We start from the raw sequence: 19233 nt of genomic DNA, 5'->3' as shown, positions 1-19233 counted from the left end.
AGTGCAAACCGGGCAATAGGGCAGGCCAATTTGCGCTAGCGCAAAGACAGCTTCTGCCAGCGCGTATAAGGCGGGCCAACCACCGCCGTTCATGCACGCGAAAGGCAGACCTCGCATGACCAAGCTTACTGTCACCGAACGGCAGATTGGGCTTATCATCTGCCTCGTCGTGGCGGCGATCGGGCTTGCCATGGCCGCCGCGGGTCGTGGCGAGCCTTTTGGCGTCCAGGGCTTCACCGTGCTCCTTCTCGCGCTGGCGTTGAGCGGCTTCATCATCGCCAGATGGGATGCGCCGCCGCCGGACCGGTCCCTGCTCGAGCACTACTATGACGATCCGACCAAGGTGGGCATTGTCCTCACCATGTTCTGGGCTGTCATCGCCATGTTCGTTGGCGTTTGGGTTGCGGCGCTTTTGGCCTGGCCGGAGCTGACCTTCGACGCCGCCTGGGCGAGCTTCGGCAGGTTGCGGCCGGTCCACACCAGCGGCGTCATCTTCGGCTTCGGTGGAAATGCCCTGATCGCCACCTCCTTCCACGTCCTGCAGAGAACGTCGCGCGCCCGGCTGCCCGACCAGTTGAGCCCCTGGTTCGTGCTGATCGGCTACAATCTCTTCTGCATCGTTGCAGCCAGCGGCTATCTCCTGGGCATCACCCAATCCAAGGAATATGCGGAACCGGAATGGTATGCCGACCTCTGGCTGGTGATTGTCTGGATTGTCTATTTCCTGATCTTTGTCCGCACGCTGGCCCGCCGCAAGGAACCGCACATCTATGTGGCGAACTGGTACTACATGGCCTTCATCCTGGTCGTGGCGATCCTGCATATCGTCAACAACCTGGCTGTGCCGATCTCCTTCGGCAGCGCCAAGAGCTACTCGGCCTTCTCCGGCGTGCAGGATGCGATGACGCAATGGTGGTACGGCCACAACGCCGTCGCCTTCTTCCTCACCTCGGGCTTCCTCGGCATGATGTACTACTACCTGCCGAAGCGCGCCGGGCGGCCAATCTTCTCCTATCCGCTTTCGCTGATCAGCTTCTGGGGCATTACCTTCATGTATATGTGGGCAGGGTCGCACCACCTGCACTACACGGCGCTGCCGCAATGGGTGCAGACGCTCGGCATGACATTTTCGCTGGTTTTGCTGGTGCCGTCCTGGGCCTCGGCCGGCAACGCCCTGGCGACGCTCAACGGCGCCTGGCACAAGGTGCGCGACGACGCGACGCTGCGCTTCATGATGGTCGCGGCGGTCTTCTACGGCCTGTCGACCTTCGAAGGGTCGTTCATGGCGATTCGCGCCGTCAACTCGCTCTCCCACTACACCGACTGGACAATCGGCCATGTCCACGGCGGCGCGCTGGGTTGGGTGGCGATGATCACGTTCGGCTCGATCTACGCTTTGGTCCCGTGGATGTGGAAGCGCCCGGCGATCTATTCGCCGAAACTCGTCGAGGTGCACTTCTGGCTCGCGCTCTCGGGCACCATTGTCTACGTCTTCTCGATGTGGAACTCGGGCATTATCCAGGGCCTGATGTGGCGCACCTACAATGAGAACGGAACGCTCGCCTATTCCTTCCTCGACACGGTCGAGGCGATGCATCCCTATTATATCGCGCGCACCTTCGGCGGGCTGCTGTTTCTGCTCGGCGCGATCGTCGGAACCTACAATGTGCTGATGACCATCCGGCAGGCGCGCCTCGAGCGTGGCGTCGAGGCCGGTGGCGAGGTCGACCTGCCGCTCGGCAGGCCTGCCGCACAGCCTGGAGAATGACCCGTGGCTGACCTCCATCGCAAACTCGAACGCAGCGCCATCCGCTTCATGCTGGCCATCATCGCCGTCGCCTCGATCGGCGGCCTGGTCGAAATCGCGCCGCTTTTCACCATCGGCTCCACGGTCGAGGCGGCGCCAGACATGCGCGTCTACACGCCACTCGAGGTCGCCGGGCGCAACATCTATATGCGCGAAGGCTGCTACGCCTGTCATTCCCAGATGATCCGGTCGCTGCGCGACGAGGTCGAGCGTTACGGACCTTACTCGCTGGCGGTCGAATCCAAATATGATCACCCGATGCTCTGGGGGTCGAAGCGCACCGGGCCCGATCTAGCCCGCATCGGCGAGAAATACTCGGATGCATGGCAGGTGGCGCATCTCAACAACCCGCGCGATGTCGTTCCGCAATCGATAATGCCGGCCTATCGCTGGTTGCTGCGCACGCCTTTGAAGACCGACGATCTCGGCAGGCACCTGGCCGCCTTGCGGACCGTCGGCGTGCCCTACACGGACGAGATGGTCGCCAACGCGCCGATCGATGCCTATGGCCAGTCTGCGCCGGATGATGACAAGGCGCGTGGCGTCACCGAGCGTTACGGCAAGGCGACCCATGTAAGGGCTTTCGACGGCAATCCCGGCGAGTTGACGGAGATGGACGCGCTAGTCGCGTACCTGCAGATCCTCGGCGGATTGACCGATGCGGCCAGGAAGACCGACCAGACGGCGCTGGGGGAATGAGCATGCATGACGCGGTGGTCGCAATCTCCAAAAGCTGGGGCCTTTTCTATCTCCTCGCTCTGTCCGCCGGGGTGGTGATTTATGCCTACTGGCCGTCCAATCGAGCCGGGTTCGATCGCGCCAAAAGCAGCATTCTGGACAAGGACGACAAGCCGTGGATGTAGGACGACGCGACCCTGTCACCGGCCGCACCACGACCGGTCATGAATGGAACGGCATTGAGGAACTGAACACGCCGGTTCCCAAGGTCGTGCTGTTCTTTCTCGCCATCGGAGCGCTGTTCTGCCTTGGCTACTGGCTGCTGATGCCTGCCTGGCCGCTTGGTTCGACCTATACGAAGGGCTTGCTCGGCAACGACCAGCGTCGCATCGTCGATCAGGAGGTGGCAACAGCGAAGGCTCAGCGCGCCGCTTGGCTGGACAAGATCCAGGCCTTGGATTTCGCCGCGATCAAATCCGATCCGGTGCTGATGCAGGACGTGACGAAGGCCGGCCACGTGCTGTTTTCGGACAATTGCGCGGCTTGCCACGGCATCAAGGCAACCGGGGGGCCCGGCTTCCCGGATCTGACGGCAAAGTCTTGGCTTTGGGGCGGGGAACCCGAGAAGATCGCCGAGACGATCGGCATCGGCATCAATTCGACCAATGACGATACCCGCGTTTCGCAGATGCTGGCATTCGGCCGCGACGGCATACTCGATCGTCAGAAGATTGCCGACGTCGTCGCCTATGTCCGCTCCCTGTCGATGCCGGACGCAGGGTCGGCCGAAAGCATCGAGGCCGGCCGAGAGGTTTTCGCCGGCAACTGCGTGGCGTGTCATGGCAAGGACGCCAAGGGCATGCATGAGCAGGGTGCGCCCGACCTCACCGACAGCCATTGGATCTACGGCGGCACGCTCCAGGATGTGTATTCGACGGTCTATTCCGGCCGCCAGGGGCACATGCCGAACTGGAACGCGCGGCTGACGCCGGCGGAGATCAAGCTGCTCGCGCTCTATGTCGGCCAGCTTGGGCAGGCCAAATGAGAACGGCGGCCATGATTGCCGGTCTATCGGCGCGAAGGCGGGCAAACACCCGGCTCAAGTGGTTTGCAGTCGTGGCGGTGCTGTTGGCCGTCTTCATCGGCGCCAATGTTCATCTTGTCTACGTCGCCGTCCAATCGCAGCCGGAATGCGTGCTCGATCCCGCCTTAGACTCGGCGTCCCTCCTTCGTCCGGCCAGGCCGGCGTGTTGAGAGAAAGACCATGACCGAAGCCCCAAACGCCTCGCGGCCCTACATCGAGCGCAACCGGCGCAACCTGCCGGCCGGCACCGCTGTCGGTTGGCTCAAAGCCGGCTGGCGGGATTTCATGGTCAGCCCCGGCCCGAGCCTCGTCTATGGCGCGGCGGTTTTCATGGTTTCGCTGGCGATCGTCTGGACACTGTTCGCGCTTGGCCTGGACTATATCCTGTTTCCCGCGCTCGCCGGCTTCATGGTCGTCGGGCCGCTGATCGCCATCGGCCTCTATGAAAAGAGCTGGGCGATTGCCGCAGGGCAGCCAGTCTCGCTTTCGCGCATGATCTTCGTCCGGCCGAAATCCGGCGCGCAGGTCTGGTTCACCGGGGCGATCCTGTGCCTGCTTATGCTGGTGTGGATGCGGGCGGCGGTCTTGATCTACGCGCTGTTCTTCGGCCTGCTGCCGTTCCCGGGTCTCGATCACATCACGTCGATGTTGTTCACGACGCCTACTGGATGGGCGATGCTCCTGGTTGGATCCGTGGCCGGCGGCGTCTTCGCCGCTTTCGCCTTTGCCATCAGCACCTTCTCCGTTCCGATGCTTTTCGACGAGGAGACGGATGCCTTCACGGCCATGGGCACCAGCATTTCGCTGGTCTGGAACAACATACCCGTGATGATCGCCTGGGGCTCGATCGTGCTTGCGCTTTTCCTGTTGAGCGTCGCCACCGGCCTGCTTGGCCTGGTTGTCGTGTTTCCCGTGCTCGGTCACGGCACGTGGCACGCCTACAAGGCAATGAGATGAGTTGCTGCGCGCCCGGAGCGGAAGCCGCGGCCGAGCTCGGCGGCCCTCCGTCGCGCGATGAAATCCTGCTCGCCAGCCACGACCTTGCGGATGGCCTGCGCCAGACCGATCTGTCGGTGCCCGGCGTCCACTGCGCTGGCTGCATCGCCGCGATCGAGGGGGCGTTCCGCCGCGTCCCGGGTGTAGAGCAGGCGCGCGTCAACCTGTCCGCCAGGCGGCTGTCGGTGAAATGGCGGGGCGAGATGCCGCCCCCCATTTTCGAGACGGTGATGACGACAGGCTACGCGGCGCATCTGTTCGACAACGAGGACGCGGCCGTCGACCCCGAGCTTTCGCGGCTGCTGCGGGCAACCGCCGTCGCCGGCTTTGCCTCGATGAACATCATGCTGTTGTCGGTATCGATCTGGTCGGGCGCGGAGCCACAGACCCGCCAGGCCTTTCACTGGATTTCAGCGGTGCTGGCCTTTCCGGCGCTGATCTATTCCGGACGCGTGTTTTTCGCGGCGGCGTGGTCGGCCCTGCGGCAGGGAAGGACCAACATGGAGGTGCCGATCTCCGTTGGCGTCATCCTGGCGTTCGCGCTCAGCCTTTACGACACCGCCGCCGGCGGCGCGTATGCCTATTTCGATGCGGCGGTGTCGCTTTTGTTCTTCCTCCTCATCGGCCGCAGCCTCGACCATGTCATGCGCGAGAAGGCGCGCAGCGCCGTGCGCGGCCTGATCCGGCTCACGCCGCGTGGCGCGACGGTGGAACGCGAGGACGGTACGCGCGACTATCTGCCTGCCGGACAGATCAAGGCGGGCATGCTGCTGGCGGTGGCGCCCGGCGAGCGCCTCCTGGTCGACGGCATCGTCCACGGCGGCCGGTCCGATGTCGATTGCTCGCTGGTCAGCGGCGAGAGCGCCGCTCAATCGGTCGAACCCGGATCGTCCTTGCGCGCCGGGACGCTCAACCTCAACGGCGCGCTGACGCTGACGGCCACCTCCGATGCCGGCAATTCCTCGCTCGCCGAAATGGTGGCGCTGATGGAAGCGGCAGATGGCGGCCGCTCGCGCTACAGGCGCATCGCCGATCGCGCCGCGCGTCTCTATTCGCCGGTAGTTCACCTGACCGCGCTTTTCACCTTTCTCGGCTGGATGCTCGCGACCGGCGACTGGCATGGCGCCATAAGTGTCGCCATCGCGGTGTTGATCATCACTTGCCCCTGCGCGCTTGGGCTTGCGGTGCCGATCGTGCACACGGTGGCGGCCAGGCGGCTGTTCGAGGCCGGTATCATGGTCAAGGAAGGCTCGGCCCTGGAGCGGCTGGCGGAGATCGACACGGTTCTCTTGGACAAGACTGGAACGCTGACGACGGGGCGGCTGAGCTTGGCCAATGCCTCGCAGATCGAGCCATCCGCATTGGCGATTGCCGGTGCGATCGCGGCTCGCTCCAATCATCCTGTGTCGCGGGCTCTGGCGGCCTTCGACGACGGTTTGCAAATGATGCCGGTCGCAATTGCCGAGCATCCGGGACTGGGGGTCGAGTGCCGGATCGGGCGGCACCTCTACCGGCTCGGCCGGGCAGAATGGGCCGTATCCGGCGCCACGGCCGCAACCATGCTCTCACGCGACGGCCATCCGCTCGCTTCATTCATTTTTGAGGACAGCCTGCGGCAGGATGCGGCGCGCTCGATCGAGGCTCTGAAGCGCGATGGATTTGCCGTGGCCATCATGTCGGGCGACCAGGAGCGAACGGTCTTGCGCGTCGGTGGGCAACTCGGCATAGGCGACGTGTCGGCACGACTGCTGCCCGCGGAGAAGGTTGCCCGCATCGCCGCGCTTGCCGCCACGGGCCGCAAGGTGATGATGGTCGGCGATGGTCTCAACGATGCGCCGGCGTTGAGTGCCGCGCATGTGTCGATGGCGCCGTCCAGCGCCGGCGATATCGGCCGCAATGCCGCCGACCTTGTCTTTCTCCGGTCGAGCCTGCTGGCCATTCCCGATGCGATCGGCATCGCCCGGCAGGCGGCGCGGCTGGTGCATCAGAATTTCGTCCTCGCGATCGGCTACAACGCCATCGCCATTCCGTTTGCGATCGCCGGGCAGGTCACGCCGCTGCTTGCCGCACTGGCCATGTCGGCGTCGTCGATCTTGGTCGTCGCGAATGCCTTGCGGCTTCGCGGCATCGCCGGCCGCGATGTGGCCAGCGGCTGGGTTGCCGACCGGATGCCAAAACCACTGCCGCCCGTGGTGGGGCGCGCATGAGCAGTCTCGTCTATCTCATTCCGCTGGCGCTCCTGCTTGGCGGGGCGGCGTTGGGCGCGTTCTTGTGGTCGCTGAAAAGCGGTCAGTACGACGACATGCAAGGTGCGGCCGAACGCATCCTGCTCGACGACGAATAGTCGAGCCGGACAGGCAGCAGAGGGGCCTACGCCGCCGCGACGTGCGCCGAGTTCGAGCCGATATAGTTGCGGATCGTCTCGATGATCCGGTCCTGGTCGGCTTCGCTGAGATAGGGGTGCATCGGCAGGCAGAGGATCCGCTTCGGCAGTTCTTCCGAAACGGCGAGGCCGGTCGGCGTGCGCGGATAGTCGCGATAGGCAAGCTGCACGTGCAGCGGCTTCACGTAGTAGATGACGGACGGGATGCCCTTCTCCGTCAGATGCGCCTTCAGCCCGTCGCGCTTCGGCGTTTCGATGGCGTATTGCGCCCAGGCCGAGCGGCCGTGGCCCAGGTTGCGCGAGGCCTTGAGGATATCGCCGAGACCCGAGGCATAGCGGTCGGCGACCGCCTGCCGGGCAACCATCTCGTCTTCGAGGATGGCGAGCTTCTCGATCAGGATCGCCGCCTGCAGCGTGTCGAGACGCGAATTGATGCCGACGCGGATGTTGTCGTACTGGGTCTCGCCCTTGCCGTGGAAGGCGAAGGAGCGCAGCTTGTCGGCCATCGCGTCGTCATTGGTGAACATCGCGCCGCCGTCGCCGTAACAGCCGAGCGGCTTCGCCGGATAGAAGCTGGTCGAGCCGACATGGCCGAAGGAACCGCAGAACTTGCCGTCGGCCGAGCCGCCGATTGACTGGGCGGCGTCCTCGATCACCAGCAGGTCCTCGCGCTTGGCGATCGCCATGATCGCCTCGTAGTCGGCGGCGAGCCCGAACAGATCGACCGGGATGATCGCCTTCGGCTTCAGCCTGCCTTCCTTCTTGATCAACTGGATCGCCGCCTCGAGGCTGGCGATGTCGATGTTGTAGGTGTCGGGATCGACATCGACGAACACCGGTTCGGCCTTGGCCAGCGCCACCACTTCGGCCGTCGCTGCGAAGGTGAAGCTCGGCACGAAGACCGCATCGCCCGGACCGATGCCGGCGGCGAACAGCGGCAGCAGCAGCGCGTCGGTGCCGTTGGCGCAGGCCACGACATGCTTGGTGCCGACATAGGCCGCGAGCTTGTTTTCGAATTCGGTGACCTGAGGCCCGAGGATATAGCGGCCTTCGTCGACAACGCGGTCGATCGCGGCTTTGAGCCGGTCGCGGATACGTTCGCGCTGCGCGCCGAGATCGATGAACTGCATGTCTGCCTCAACAAGGGGTTGGTGCGTGTCGCCATGGCAAGCGGCGGGGGCATGACACGCACGGAAACAACAACTTAACGGGCCGCTGGTACCAGACTTGGACAATCCGAGAAAGCCGGCCCACGGGCATGGCGACCTGTCCGGATGTCGCAGCCTGTTACCGACGATCACTCCTGCTTTTCCGCAAGGTGCCGGAATTCCGGCCTTTGCAAGGCGCGATCAGTGCCATTTCTCGCGCTTTTTCAGCCGATGGATACATAAAGTGATCAGCCGGTTGAGCGGCTTTGCCGCCGGATGGCCGGCCGATCAGGCGATTTCGTGGCGCCAGGGAGGATTGGCGCCGGCGCGCGACACCGTCACCGCCGCCGCCTTGGCGCCGAGCGCCAGCGCCTGGCGGGTCGCGTCTTCCGACAGGTCGCCGATCGCTGCCTTGGTAAGCAGGCCCTGTTCGTGCAGCGAGGCGAGGATGCCGGCATTGAACGTGTCGCCGGCGCCGACCGTGTCGACCACCGTCACCTTCTGCGGCATCACCGTGACCTTGTGGCTCTTGCTGTAGCCGACCGCGCCCTCGCTGCCATGGGTGACGACGATCAGCTTCGGTCCGCGATCCAGCCAGTTGCGGATGACGTCCTCGTGCGAGCCGGCTTCGTCGAACCAGTTGAGGTCCTCGTCCGACAGTTTCACGATGTCGGCCATCGCCATCATCTCGCGGATGCGCCGCAGGTGTTTTGCCTTGTCGGGGATGAAGTTCGGCCGGATGTTAGGGTCGAGCATCATGACGCGGCTGTTGTGCTCGCGCCGCATGAACTCCTCATAGGCCGATCCGGCAGGCTCGGAGATCAGGCTGATGGCGCCGAACAGCATCGCCTCGATCTCGGCGCCGAGGCTCGGCAGATCCTCGATGGTGAGCATGCGCCCGGCGGTGTTCTCGTCGTAGAAAGTGTAGGTCGCCTGGCCGTTGGTGAGCCGCACGAAGGCGAGCGTCGTCGGCCTTGGCGAGGTGTGGGCATAGGTGGAACTGACCTTGCTTGCGCCGAGCGCTTCGCGGAACTGGCCGCCGAACAGGTCCGACGACAGGCCGGAAAAGAAGCCGGCCGGCGCGCCGAGCCGCCCGAGCGCGATCGCCGTGTTGAAAACCGCGCCGCCGACATAGGGCGCGAAGGCCGGTTCGCCCTCGGTCGTCGTGCGCGGCAGCATGTCGATCAGGGCTTCGCCGCAGCAGAGGATCATGATGTCTGGCTTTCCGGCGGATAGATCACGCCCTTGCGGATGATGATGTTGGCATAGAGCCGGGGTTCGCTGGTGGCGACGATCGCATGCGCGGCCTTGACCCGTGCATAGAAATCGGCGCCGGCCAGCGCAACCACCTTGTGGCCGGGCGCGCGCCTGGCGCATACCGCTTCCATCTCATGGTGGACCGGATCGGCGAGCGCCGGATCGCCCTTGACCGAGGCGCGAAACAGCGCCTCCGGCACGGCGTCGTCCACCGGCAGCACGCTCAATATCGCGTCGAGCACGGGAACCATGTGATGGCCGTCGGCGCGGATCAGCCGATGCGCCTGCTGCTCGGCCGGGTAGTTGCCGTCGACAAGCGCGATCTCGTCGCCATGGCCCATGGCGCGCAGCGTTGCCAGAAGCTCCGGGCCGAGCAGCGAGGGGATGCCGATCAGCATGCTTAGGCGCTCCTGGAAATCGTGGTCGAGCCGATCAGGAAGCGCTCCGACAGCGGCAAGCTGGCGCCGCCAAGTGCCCGCGCGTGGATGCCGACGGTTCCTTCGCGCACCGCCGGCAACTTCAGGCCTTCGCCGTCGATCGTGCCGATGGCCACTCTCACCGCGTCGACGAGACGGCCGCGCACCGAGAGCGGCATCCAGCCGTCGATCACCGCCGCCTCGAAATCGATGACCGAGGAGGCCGCGACGATGGCGTAGGCGAGCGCCTGCGCGGCGCCGGCGATCCATAGGTCGAGCTCGGGGCCGATCTCGCCCCAGTCCTCGGGCGACGTCCACAGATGCGAGGCCTCGACGCCGCGCGCGTTGAGCGCCTTCTCCAGCATGGCGATCGACGCCACGTCGATGAGCTGCGTCGGCTTGCCGTCCGGCCCCGGCACCGGCATCGAGCCGAGCGCGCCGGCATTGCCGGTCGGTCCGCCGAACAGCCGGCCGTTGAGCACGATGCCGCCGCCGGCGAAGGCGCCGATGTAGAAATAGACGAAGTCGCGCGCCCCGCCCGCCTGGCCGAAGACGAGCTCGGCGCCGCAGGCCGAGGTGGCGTCGTTCTGCAGGTAGACCGGGAAGTCGCACTGCGCCTGGATGTCGGAACGGATGTCGCGGTGGCGCCACTCGTCCATGATCTCGCGCGGCGCGCCGGCGGTGTCGGCCCAGTTCCACAATTCGAACGGCATGGCGATGCCGAGCCCGGCAATGCGCTTGTCCTGCGCCTGGGTAAGTTCGCCACGCATCCTGGTCATGCCGGAAAGCGCGAATTCCACCGTCTCGCGCGGTGCCGGATAGCGGTAGGAATGCTGCAGCATCGAGCGCACATTGCCGAGGAAGTCGATCAGCACCAGCTCGGCGCTGCGGCGGCCGATCTTGAGGCCGATGAAGAAAGCGCCTTCGGGGTTGAGCGCCATGGGAATGGAGGGCTGGCCGATCCTTCCGCGCAGCGGCGCCTGGCGCACCAGCAGCCGATCGTCCTCCAGTTCGCGCATGATCACCGAAACGGTCTGCGCCGAGAGTCCGGTCATGCGCGCTATGTCGGATTTGGCGAGGCTGCCATGCTGGCGCACCAGGGACAGCACAAGCCGCTCATTGTGGTCGCGCATGCCGCTCTGGTTGGTGCCGCGGTGCAGGCGGCTCTCTGCCGCCTCGGGCGAACCGTGCCTCGCAATGCCGGTCTCCACCCTGTTTCCTCCGTCGTTTCCCCTCAATGCTTTTCGTGCAGAATGAGTGAACGACGCAAGGCTGTCAATAATAAATAAGAGTGATTTAATTATTGACAGCCGTCTCGGAGTGGTGTCTTTTGAGGGGGCGTCCACGCTGGGAGAAATGGTTGGATGCGCTTGAGACGTCGGGTGGCCCGGCGTCCGCAATGGTTCCACTGGGAGGAAAATCGTGACCAAGAAAGCACTGCTGAAGTCCACCGTGTTCGCGGCCGCCGCGTTGGGCCTGATGGCGTTCGCCTCGACGGCATCGGCCGCCGGCGTCGGCGCCTGCCTGATCACCAAGACTGACACCAATCCCTTCTTCGTCAAGATGAAGGAAGGCGCGACCGCCAAGGCCAAGGAACTTGGCGTCGACCTCAAGACCTATGCCGGCAAGATCGACGGCGACAGCGAGAGCCAGGTTGCGGCGATCGAAAGCTGCATCGCCGACGGTGCCAAGGGTATCCTGATCACCGCGTCCGACACCAAGGGCATCGTGCCGACGGTGAAGAAGGCGCGTGACGCCGGCCTGCTGGTGATCGCGCTCGACACCCCGCTCGATCCGATCGATGCGGCCGACGCGACCTTCGCCACGGACAACCTCGAAGCCGGCAAGCTGATCGGCGCCTGGGCCGCTGCGACGCTTGGCGACAAGGCCAAGGACGCCAAGATCGGCTTCCTCGACCTGACCCCGTCGCAGCCGACCGTGGACGTCCTGCGCGACCAGGGCTTCATGATGGGCTACGGCATCGACGTGAAGGACCCCAACAAGATCGGCGATGAGGACGATCCGCGCATCGTTGGCCATGACGTGACCAACGGCAACGAAGAGGGTGGCCGCAAGGCGATGGAGAACCTCCTGCAGAAGGACAACACCATCAACGTCATCCACACCATCAACGAGCCGGCCGCCGTCGGTGCCTACCAGGCGCTCAAGGCAGTCGGTCTCGAGAAGCAGGTGCTGATCGTCTCGGTCGATGGCGGCTGCCCCGGCGTCAAGTCGGTCACCGAAGGCGTCATCGGCGCCACCTCGCAGCAATATCCGCTGCAGATGGCCGCGCTCGGCATCGAGGCGATTGCCGCGTTCGCCAAGGACGGCACCAAGCCGAAGCCGACCGAAGGCAAGAACTTCTTCGATACGGGCGTCAACCTCGTCACCGACAAGCCGGCCAACGGCGTCAAGTCGATCGACACCAAGGAAGGCCTCGCCAAGTGCTGGGGCTGATGCTGGGCTGACCGGCACATAAACCTTGCGGCTGGGGGCTTGATCCCCGGCCGCATCGGGTGGACGATGCGCTTTCGTTGGCGCTGACAATCCAGGCGACAGACCGGAATGCGTGAACGGGACGGGGAGCCGTGAGAAGCTCCGCGCAGACGGGAGGAGATATGTCTCAGATTCAGGAATTCGAGAAGGTTCTCTCGAGCAGCGACACCAGCGTCGCCGCCTTCGATGAGCACGGCAAGTCGTTCGTCAAGCGCGCCCAGCATTTCCTGCACTCCACGCCGGCCGCTGTGCCGCTGATCGTGCTGGTCTTGTCGATCATCATCTTCGGTATCGCCATCGGCGGACGGTTCTTTTCGTCCTACACGCTGACGCTGATCCTGCAGCAGATCGCCATCGTCGGTATTCTGGGCGCCGCCCAGACGCTGGTCATCCTGACCGCCGGCATCGACCTGTCGATCGGCGTGATCATGGTGATTTCGGCCGTCATCATGGGCAACTGCGCCATCACCTACGGTATGCCGACCATCCTCGCCGTTATCGTCGGCCTTGCCGCCGGCGCCGCCTGCGGGCTGCTCAACGGCCTTTTGGTCGCCTACATGAAGCTGCCGCCGTTCATCGTCACGCTCGGCACCTGGAACATCGTCATGGCCACGAATTTCATCTATTCGGCCAATGAGACGATCCGCGATGCCGATGTCGATGCGCAGGCGCCGCTGCTGCACCTGTTCGCGATGAGCTTCAGGGTCGGCTCCGCCGTGCTGACAGCCGGCGTCATTGCCACGGTCGTGCTGGTGGGAGTGCTTTGGTACGTGCTCAACCACACCGCCTGGGGCCGCCATGTCTATGCCGTCGGCGACGATCAGGAGGCTGCGAAACTGTCGGGCATCCAGACCAAGAAGGTGCTGATCACGGTCTATGCCCTTGCCGGGCTGATCGCCGCTTTCGCGGCCTGGGTCTCGATCGGCCGCAACGGCTCGATCTCACCGTCGGCTGCCGTCACCGACTACAATCTGCAAGCCATCACCGCGACGGTGATCGGCGGCATCTCGCTCTTCGGCGGCCGCGGCTCGATCCTCGGCACGTTGTTCGGCGCCATGATCGTCGGCGTCGTCTCGATGGGTCTCAACATGATGGGCGCCGATCCGCAATGGAAAGTGCTGCTCACCGGCGTGCTGATCATCGGCGCCGTGGCGGTCGATCAATGGATCAGAAAGGTTTCGGCATAATCATGACCCAGGAACCCATCCTCACCGCGCGCGGTCTCACCAAGCGCTATGGTCGTGTCACCGCCCTCGACAATGCCGATTTCGACCTCTATCCGGGCGAAATCCTGGCGGTGATCGGCGACAACGGCGCCGGCAAATCATCGCTCATCAAGGCGATTTCCGGCGCGGCGGTGCCCGACGAAGGGGAAATCAAGCTTGAAGGCAAAGCCGTTGCCTTCAAGTCGCCGATGGAGGCTCGAGAAGCCGGCATCGAGACTGTCTACCAGAACCTCGCTTTGTCGCCGGCGCTGTCGATCGCCGACAACATGTTCCTCGGCCGCGAGATCCGCAAACCTGGCCCGCTCGGCAGCTGGCTGCGCATGCTCGACCGTCCGGCGATGGAAAAGCGCGCCCGCGACAAGCTCACCGAACTAGGCCTGATGACCATCCAGAACATCAGCCAGGCGGTCGAAACGCTCTCGGGCGGCCAGCGCCAGGGCGTCGCGGTGGCGCGCGCCGCCGCCTTCGGCTCGAAAGTGGTGATCATGGACGAGCCGACCGCCGCCCTCGGCGTCAAGGAAAGCCGCCGCGTGCTGGAACTGATCCTCGACGTCAAGAAGCGCGGCCTGCCGATCGTGCTCATCTCGCACAACATGCCGCATGTGTTCGAGGTCGCCGACCGCATCCACATCCACCGGCTCGGACGGCGCCTGTGCGTCGTCGATCCGAAGCAGATTTCCATGTCGGATGCCGTCGCCCTGATGACCGGCGCCAAGAAGCCGCCGGAGGACGCGCTGGCCGCCTGATTCGCCGCGACGGGTAATTTGCCGCAGATGAATCGGTTGCCTGTCGACCTAAATCGATTGAATATATGCTGCAATGCACTGGGGTAGGGTGGGAGGAACCGTGAAAGCCGGTATGATCATGGCAACCGCACGAGAGGCGACATGACAAGCGCGATGACGACCGAAGCTCCCATCCTGGAAATCCCCGACCCCAAGACGCTCGCCGACGAGGTCTTGCTGGCCCTCAAATACAGGGTCGGCAAGGGCACCAACGTCGCCACCCAGTACGACTGGCTCACCGCATCGATCAAGGTCGTGCGCGACCGCGTCGTCGATCAGTGGATGCAGGCCACGCAGGAGGCCTACGCCCAGCAGGAAAAGCGCGTCTACTACCTGTCGCTGGAATTCCTCATCGGCCGCCTGATGCGCGACGCATTCTCCAATCTCGGCCTGATGGACAACATGCGCGAGGCGCTGCGCTCGCTCGGCGTCGACCTCGATCTCATCGCCGGGCTCGAACCCGATGCCGCGCTCGGTAATGGCGGTCTTGGCCGGCTCGCCGCCTGCTTCATGGAGAGCATGGCCACCGTCGGCATTCCGGCGCATGGCTACGGCATCCGCTACGCCAACGGCATGTTCCGCCAGGAGATCCATGACGGCTGGCAGGTGGAGCTGCCGGAAACCTGGCTCGATCACGGCAATCCCTGGGAGTTCGAGCGCCGCGAGCGCTCGTTCGAGGTCGGCTTCGGCGGCTCGGTGGAATCGATCACCTCCAAGGACGGCAGGCTCGAGCGCCACGTCTGGAAGCCGACCGAGCATGTGCTGGCCGTCGCCTACGACACGCCGGTCGCCGGCTGGCGGGCCAACCGCGTCAACACGCTGCGGCTGTGGTCCGGCATGCCGATCGATCCGATCCTGCTCGACAAGTTCAACGCCGGCGACCACATCGGCGCGCTGGCCGAAAGCAACAAGGCCGACGCCCTGTCGCGCGTGCTCTATCCCGCCGATTCCCACATGGCCGGGCAGGAGCTCAGACTGCGCCAGGAGTATTTCTTCTCCACCGCCTCGCTGCAGGACATCGTCCAGCGCCATCTCAGCCAATACGGCGACCTGCAGTCGCTGCCCGACAAGGCGGCGATCCATCTCAACGACACCCATCCGGCGATCGCCGTGCCCGAACTGATGCGGCTCCTGATGGACGTCCACGGCATGGATTTCGACCAGGCCTGGGACATCACCAAGCGCACCTTCGGCTACACCAACCACACGCTGCTGCCGGAGGCGCTGGAAAGCTGGCCGGTGCCGCTGTTCGAGCGGCTGCTGCCGCGCCACATGCAGATCGTCTACGCCATCAATGCCGAGGTGCTGCTGGAGGCGCGCGCCACCAACAAGTTCTCGGGCGAGCAGATCAGCCGCATTTCGCTGATCCAGGAGAATGGCGACCGCCGCGTACGCATGGGCAATCTGGCCTTCGTCGGCTCGCATTCGATCAACGGCGTCTCGGCGCTGCACACCGAGCTGATGAAGGAGACGGTGTTCGCCGACCTCCACAAGCTCTATCCCGACCGCATCAACAACAAGACCAACGGCATCACGCCGCGGCGCTGGCTGATCCAGTGCAATCCCGGCCTCACCGCGCTTGCCCGCGAGGCGATCGGCGACCGCTTCCTGGACGATATCGACGCCATCAAGGGGCTCGACGCCTTTGCCGGCGACGCCACCTTCCGCGAGAAGTTCGCGGCGGTGAAGCGGGCGAACAAGTCGAGGCTCGCCAACCTGGTCGCCGACCGGCTCGGCATCAAGCTCGACCCCTCGGCGCTGTTCGACATTCAGGTCAAGCGCATCCACGAATACAAGCGCCAGCTGCTCAACATCCTGGAAGCCGTCGCGCTCTACGACCAGATCCGCTCGCATCCCGAGCGCGACTGGATGCCGCGCGTGAAATTCTTCGGCGGCAAGGCGGCGCCGAGCTATCACAACGCCAAGCTAATCATCAAACTCGCCAACGACGTCGCCAGGGTCATCAACCGCGATCCGGCGGTGCGCGGCCTGCTCAAGGTCGTGTTCGTGCCGAACTACAATGTCAGCCTGGCCGAAGTGCTGATGCCGGCCGCGGACCTTTCCGAGCAGATCTCGACCGCCGGCATGGAAGCCTCCGGCACCGGCAACATGAAGTTCGCGCTGAACGGCGCGCTGACCATCGGCACGCTGGATGGCGCCAATGTCGAGATCAAGGAATGCGTCGGCGACGACAACATCTTCATCTTCGGCCTGACCACCGCCGAGGTCGCCGAGCGGCGCAACAATGGCTACAATCCGCGCGCGGTGATCGAAGGCTCGCCGGAACTTTCGCAGGCACTCGCTGCCATCTCCTCGGGCGTCTTCTCGCCTGACGATCCGCAGCGCTACCGCGCATTGATCGACGGCCTCTACAACAGCGACTGGTTCATGGTGGCGGCCGACTTCGACACTTACGCGGCCACCCAGCGCGACGTCGATACCGTCTGGCGCAACAGCCCCGACTGGTACGCGCGCGCCATCCGCAACGTCGCTCGCGTCGGCTGGTTCTCTTCCGATCGCACGATCCGCCAATATGCGAAAGAAATCTGGAACGTGCCCGTCTGATATGATTGCATGAGGTCACGAACAACGTGGCCCCTAGTGGAGTGAGTTTGACACTTGCGACCGATCCAGGACCAGTCGGCGATACAGATGTCGAAGTCAAACCTCCGCTAGTATTTGAGTACGAGTGCCCAGGGAGGGCGACCGCCTGATGAGGAAGCCGCGCGCGACCGCTGCGACGAGCGGGCCGGACGGACTGGCGCCAGCCGGCGATGTCGCGGCGATTGTCGCCGGCACGCATGGCGATCCCTTCGCGGTTCTCGGCGTGCATGAGGCCGGCAAGGGCTTTGTTGCCCGCTGCTTCGTGCCGAACGCCGAGTTCGTCACCGCCTACACACTGAGCGGCAAGGCGGCAGGCGAGCTGTCGCGACGCGACGATTCGGGTTTCTTCGAGGGCAAGCTCACGCTCAGGAAGCGTCAGCCGCTGCGCTATCACGCCAGGAATGCCGGCGGCGACTGGTGGCTGACCGATCCCTATTCCTTCGGCCCGGTGCTCGGCCCGTTGGACGACTACTATATTGCCGAGGGCTCGCATCTGAGGCTCTTCGACAAGCTCGGCGCCCATGTCATCGACCATGAGGGCGCCACCGGCGTGCATTTCGCCGTCTGGGCGCCCAATGCGCGGCGCGTCTCGGTGGTCGGCGCATTCAACGAATGGGACGGGCGCCGGCACACGATGCGCGACCGCCGCGACACCGGCATCTGGGAACTGTTCATCCCCGATATCGGCGCGGGCCAGCCCTACAAGTTCGAGATCATCGCCCCCGACGGCGTGCGCCTGCCGCTGAAGGCCGACCCGTTCGCCTTCGAGTCGGAACTGCGCCCGGCCACCGCGTCAGTGACGGCGCCGCCGATGGCGCATGAGTGGGGCGACGAGGCGCACCGTACGTTCTGGCGCAGTGCCGACCCCAGGCGCGAGGCGATCTCGATCTACGAGGTTCACGCCGGCTCCTGGCAGCTTCGCGACGACGGCACGTTCCTGAGCTGGGACGAACTCGCCGCGCGGCTGATCCCCTACGTCGCCGACACCGGCTTCACCCATATCGAATTCCTGCCGATCTCAGAGCACCCTTACGACCCGTCCTGGGGCTACCAGACCACCGGCCTCTACGCGCCGACCGCCCGTTTCGGCGATCCAGACGGCTTTGCCCGTTTCGTCGACGGCGCGCATCGCGCCGGCATCGGCGTCATCCTCGACTGGGTGCCGGCGCATTTTCCCGTCGATGCGCATGGCCTCGCCCGCTTCGACGGCACCGCGCTCTACGAGCATGAGGATCCGCGCCAGGGCTTCCATCCCGACTGGAACACCGCGATCTACAATTTCGGCCGCCGCGAGGTGGTGTCGTTCCTGGTCAACAACGCGCTGTTCTGGGCCGAGAAATACCATGTCGACGGTTTGCGCGTCGACGCGGTGGCCTCGATGCTCTACCTCGACTATTCGCGCAAGGCCGGCGAATGGATCCCCAACGAGAAGGGCGGACGCGAAAACCTCGAGGCAGTCGCCTTCCTGCAGAAGATGAACAAGGAGGTCTACGGCCACCATCCCGGCGTGGTGACGATCGCCGAGGAATCGACCTCATGGCCGAAAGTGTCGCGGCCGGTGCATGAGGGCGGGCTGGGCTTCGGCTTCAAGTGGAACATGGGCTTCATGCACGACACGCTGGAGTATTTCTCCAAGGAGCCGATCTACCGCAAGCATCACCACAACGACATCACCTTCGGACTTGTCTACGCCTTCTCCGAGAACTTCGTGCTGCCGCTCTCCCATGACGAGGTCGTGCACGGCAAGGGCACGCTGCTGGGCAAGATGGCCGGCGACGACTGGCAGAAATTCGCGACCTTGCGCGCCTATTACGCCTTCATGTGGGGTTACCCCGGCAAGAAGCTCCTGTTCATGGGCCAGGAATTCGCCCAGCGCCGCGAATGGAGCGAGGCGCGGGCGCTAGACTGGGACTTGCTTGACCACGCTCCGCATCGCGGTATCTGGCAGACAGTGCGCGACCTCAATTATCTCTACCGCTCGCGTCCGGCGCTGCATGCGCGCGACTGTGAACCGGAGGGCTTTTCCTGGCTGATCGTCGACGACAGCGAGAATTCGGTGTTCGCCTGGCTGCGCAGCGCGCCAGACGGCAATCCGATCGCCGTCATCTCCAACTTCACGCCGGTGCCGCGGGAAAATTACCGCGTGCCGCTGCCGAAGGCCGGCAAATGGCGCGAGATCATCAACACAGACGCTTCGGCCTATGGCGGTTCGGGCAAGGGCAATGGCGGCGTGGTCGAGGCCAGGGCGGAAGGTGGAGGCGTATCGGCGACGATGCTTTTGCCGCCACTGTCGACGATCATGCTTGAATTTGTCCCGGACTGAACGATGCCGCACACTGGTAATTTGGGAGGG

16 protein-coding genes are annotated in these 19233 nt (G+C 64.6%); 12 read left to right on the top strand and 4 right to left on the bottom strand.

Features of this window, described 5'->3' with window-relative positions:
- Positions 1-115: 115 nt before the first annotated feature.
- The 7 genes from ccoN (at position 116) to ccoS (ending at position 6909) form a co-directional block, all read left to right on the top strand.
- Complete coding sequence (gene ccoN / locus PU724_RS06590) at positions 116-1768, top strand: cytochrome-c oxidase, cbb3-type subunit I (protein WP_189556485.1); 1653 nt, start codon at positions 116-118, stop codon at positions 1766-1768.
- A 3-nt stretch (positions 1769-1771) separates the two neighbouring features.
- Complete coding sequence (gene ccoO, locus PU724_RS06585; RefSeq protein ID WP_128273696.1) at positions 1772-2506, top strand: cytochrome-c oxidase, cbb3-type subunit II; 735 nt, start codon at positions 1772-1774, stop codon at positions 2504-2506.
- A 2-nt stretch (positions 2507-2508) separates the two neighbouring features.
- Positions 2509-2670, top strand: coding sequence for a cbb3-type cytochrome c oxidase subunit 3 (locus tag PU724_RS06580; protein ID WP_407046030.1), 162 nt, complete (start codon positions 2509-2511; stop codon positions 2668-2670).
- Positions 2661-3530 carry a cytochrome-c oxidase, cbb3-type subunit III gene (gene ccoP / locus PU724_RS06575; protein WP_128273694.1) on the top strand — a complete coding sequence of 290 codons (870 nt, stop codon included), beginning with the start codon at positions 2661-2663 and terminating at the stop codon, positions 3528-3530. The genes PU724_RS06580 and ccoP overlap by 10 nt, the downstream gene beginning before the upstream one ends.
- Positions 3531-3749: 219 nt before the next feature.
- Entirely contained in the window at positions 3750-4526 is a 777-nt protein-coding gene (locus PU724_RS06570; protein ID WP_128273692.1) for a DUF2189 domain-containing protein, read from the top strand.
- Entirely contained in the window at positions 4523-6772 is a 2250-nt protein-coding gene (locus PU724_RS06565; protein WP_354420902.1) for a heavy metal translocating P-type ATPase, read from the top strand. The genes PU724_RS06570 and PU724_RS06565 overlap by 4 nt, the downstream gene beginning before the upstream one ends.
- Positions 6769-6909 carry a cbb3-type cytochrome oxidase assembly protein CcoS gene (gene ccoS / locus PU724_RS06560; protein WP_127283836.1) on the top strand — a complete coding sequence of 47 codons (141 nt, stop codon included), beginning with the start codon at positions 6769-6771 and terminating at the stop codon, positions 6907-6909. Before PU724_RS06565 ends, ccoS begins: the two co-directional genes overlap by 4 nt.
- A gap of 26 nt (positions 6910-6935) precedes the next feature.
- Here ccoS and PU724_RS06555 read toward each other — a convergent pair whose 3' ends face one another.
- The 4 genes from PU724_RS06555 to PU724_RS06540 form a co-directional block, all read right to left on the bottom strand.
- A complete protein-coding gene (locus tag PU724_RS06555) occupies positions 6936-8078 on the bottom strand; it encodes a DegT/DnrJ/EryC1/StrS family aminotransferase (RefSeq protein ID WP_292104726.1) in 1143 nt (380 codons plus the stop codon).
- 306 nt (positions 8079-8384) lie between these two features.
- On the bottom strand, positions 8385-9308 hold the full coding sequence (locus tag PU724_RS06550) for a carbohydrate kinase family protein (RefSeq protein ID WP_354420900.1): 924 nt from the start codon (positions 9306-9308) through the stop codon (positions 8385-8387).
- Positions 9305-9751, bottom strand: a complete 447-nt coding sequence (locus tag PU724_RS06545) for an RbsD/FucU family protein (RefSeq protein WP_127283839.1) — start codon at positions 9749-9751, stop codon at positions 9305-9307. Before PU724_RS06545 ends, PU724_RS06550 begins: the two co-directional genes overlap by 4 nt.
- Before the next feature lie 2 nt (positions 9752-9753).
- A complete protein-coding gene (locus PU724_RS06540; RefSeq protein ID WP_127283840.1) occupies positions 9754-10980 on the bottom strand; it encodes an ROK family transcriptional regulator in 1227 nt (408 codons plus the stop codon).
- Positions 10981-11248: 268 nt separating this feature from the next.
- On the opposite strand from PU724_RS06540, the gene PU724_RS06535 reads away from it, so the two are divergent.
- From PU724_RS06535 to glgB, 5 genes are all read left to right on the top strand, one after another.
- The gene (locus tag PU724_RS06535) at positions 11249-12226 is read left to right on the top strand and encodes a sugar ABC transporter substrate-binding protein (protein ID WP_407046035.1); all 978 of its coding nucleotides are present in this window, start codon (positions 11249-11251) and stop codon (positions 12224-12226) included.
- A gap of 161 nt (positions 12227-12387) precedes the next feature.
- Positions 12388-13452, top strand: a complete 1065-nt coding sequence (locus PU724_RS06530; RefSeq protein ID WP_127283842.1) for an ABC transporter permease — start codon at positions 12388-12390, stop codon at positions 13450-13452.
- A gap of 2 nt (positions 13453-13454) precedes the next feature.
- Positions 13455-14237 (top strand): ATP-binding cassette domain-containing protein, encoded by a 783-nt coding sequence (locus PU724_RS06525; RefSeq protein WP_187331199.1) that lies wholly within the window; start codon positions 13455-13457, stop codon positions 14235-14237.
- Between the two features lie 141 nt (positions 14238-14378).
- Complete coding sequence (locus tag PU724_RS06520) at positions 14379-16841, top strand: glycogen/starch/alpha-glucan phosphorylase (protein ID WP_135858089.1); 2463 nt, start codon at positions 14379-14381, stop codon at positions 16839-16841.
- 148 nt (positions 16842-16989) lie between these two features.
- Positions 16990-19203: a 1,4-alpha-glucan branching protein GlgB gene (glgB, locus tag PU724_RS06515; protein WP_354420896.1), complete on the top strand. Its 2214-nt coding sequence runs from the start codon at positions 16990-16992 to the stop codon at positions 19201-19203.
- The last annotated feature ends 30 nt before the right edge of the window (positions 19204-19233 follow it).

Origin of the sequence: Mesorhizobium abyssinicae (assembly GCF_049887195.1) — a bacterium.
Taxonomy (GTDB): domain Bacteria; phylum Pseudomonadota; class Alphaproteobacteria; order Rhizobiales; family Rhizobiaceae; genus Mesorhizobium; species Mesorhizobium abyssinicae.
The sequence above is the reverse complement of the archived record's forward strand: the minus strand, read 5'-3'. Positions and strand labels throughout refer to the sequence as shown.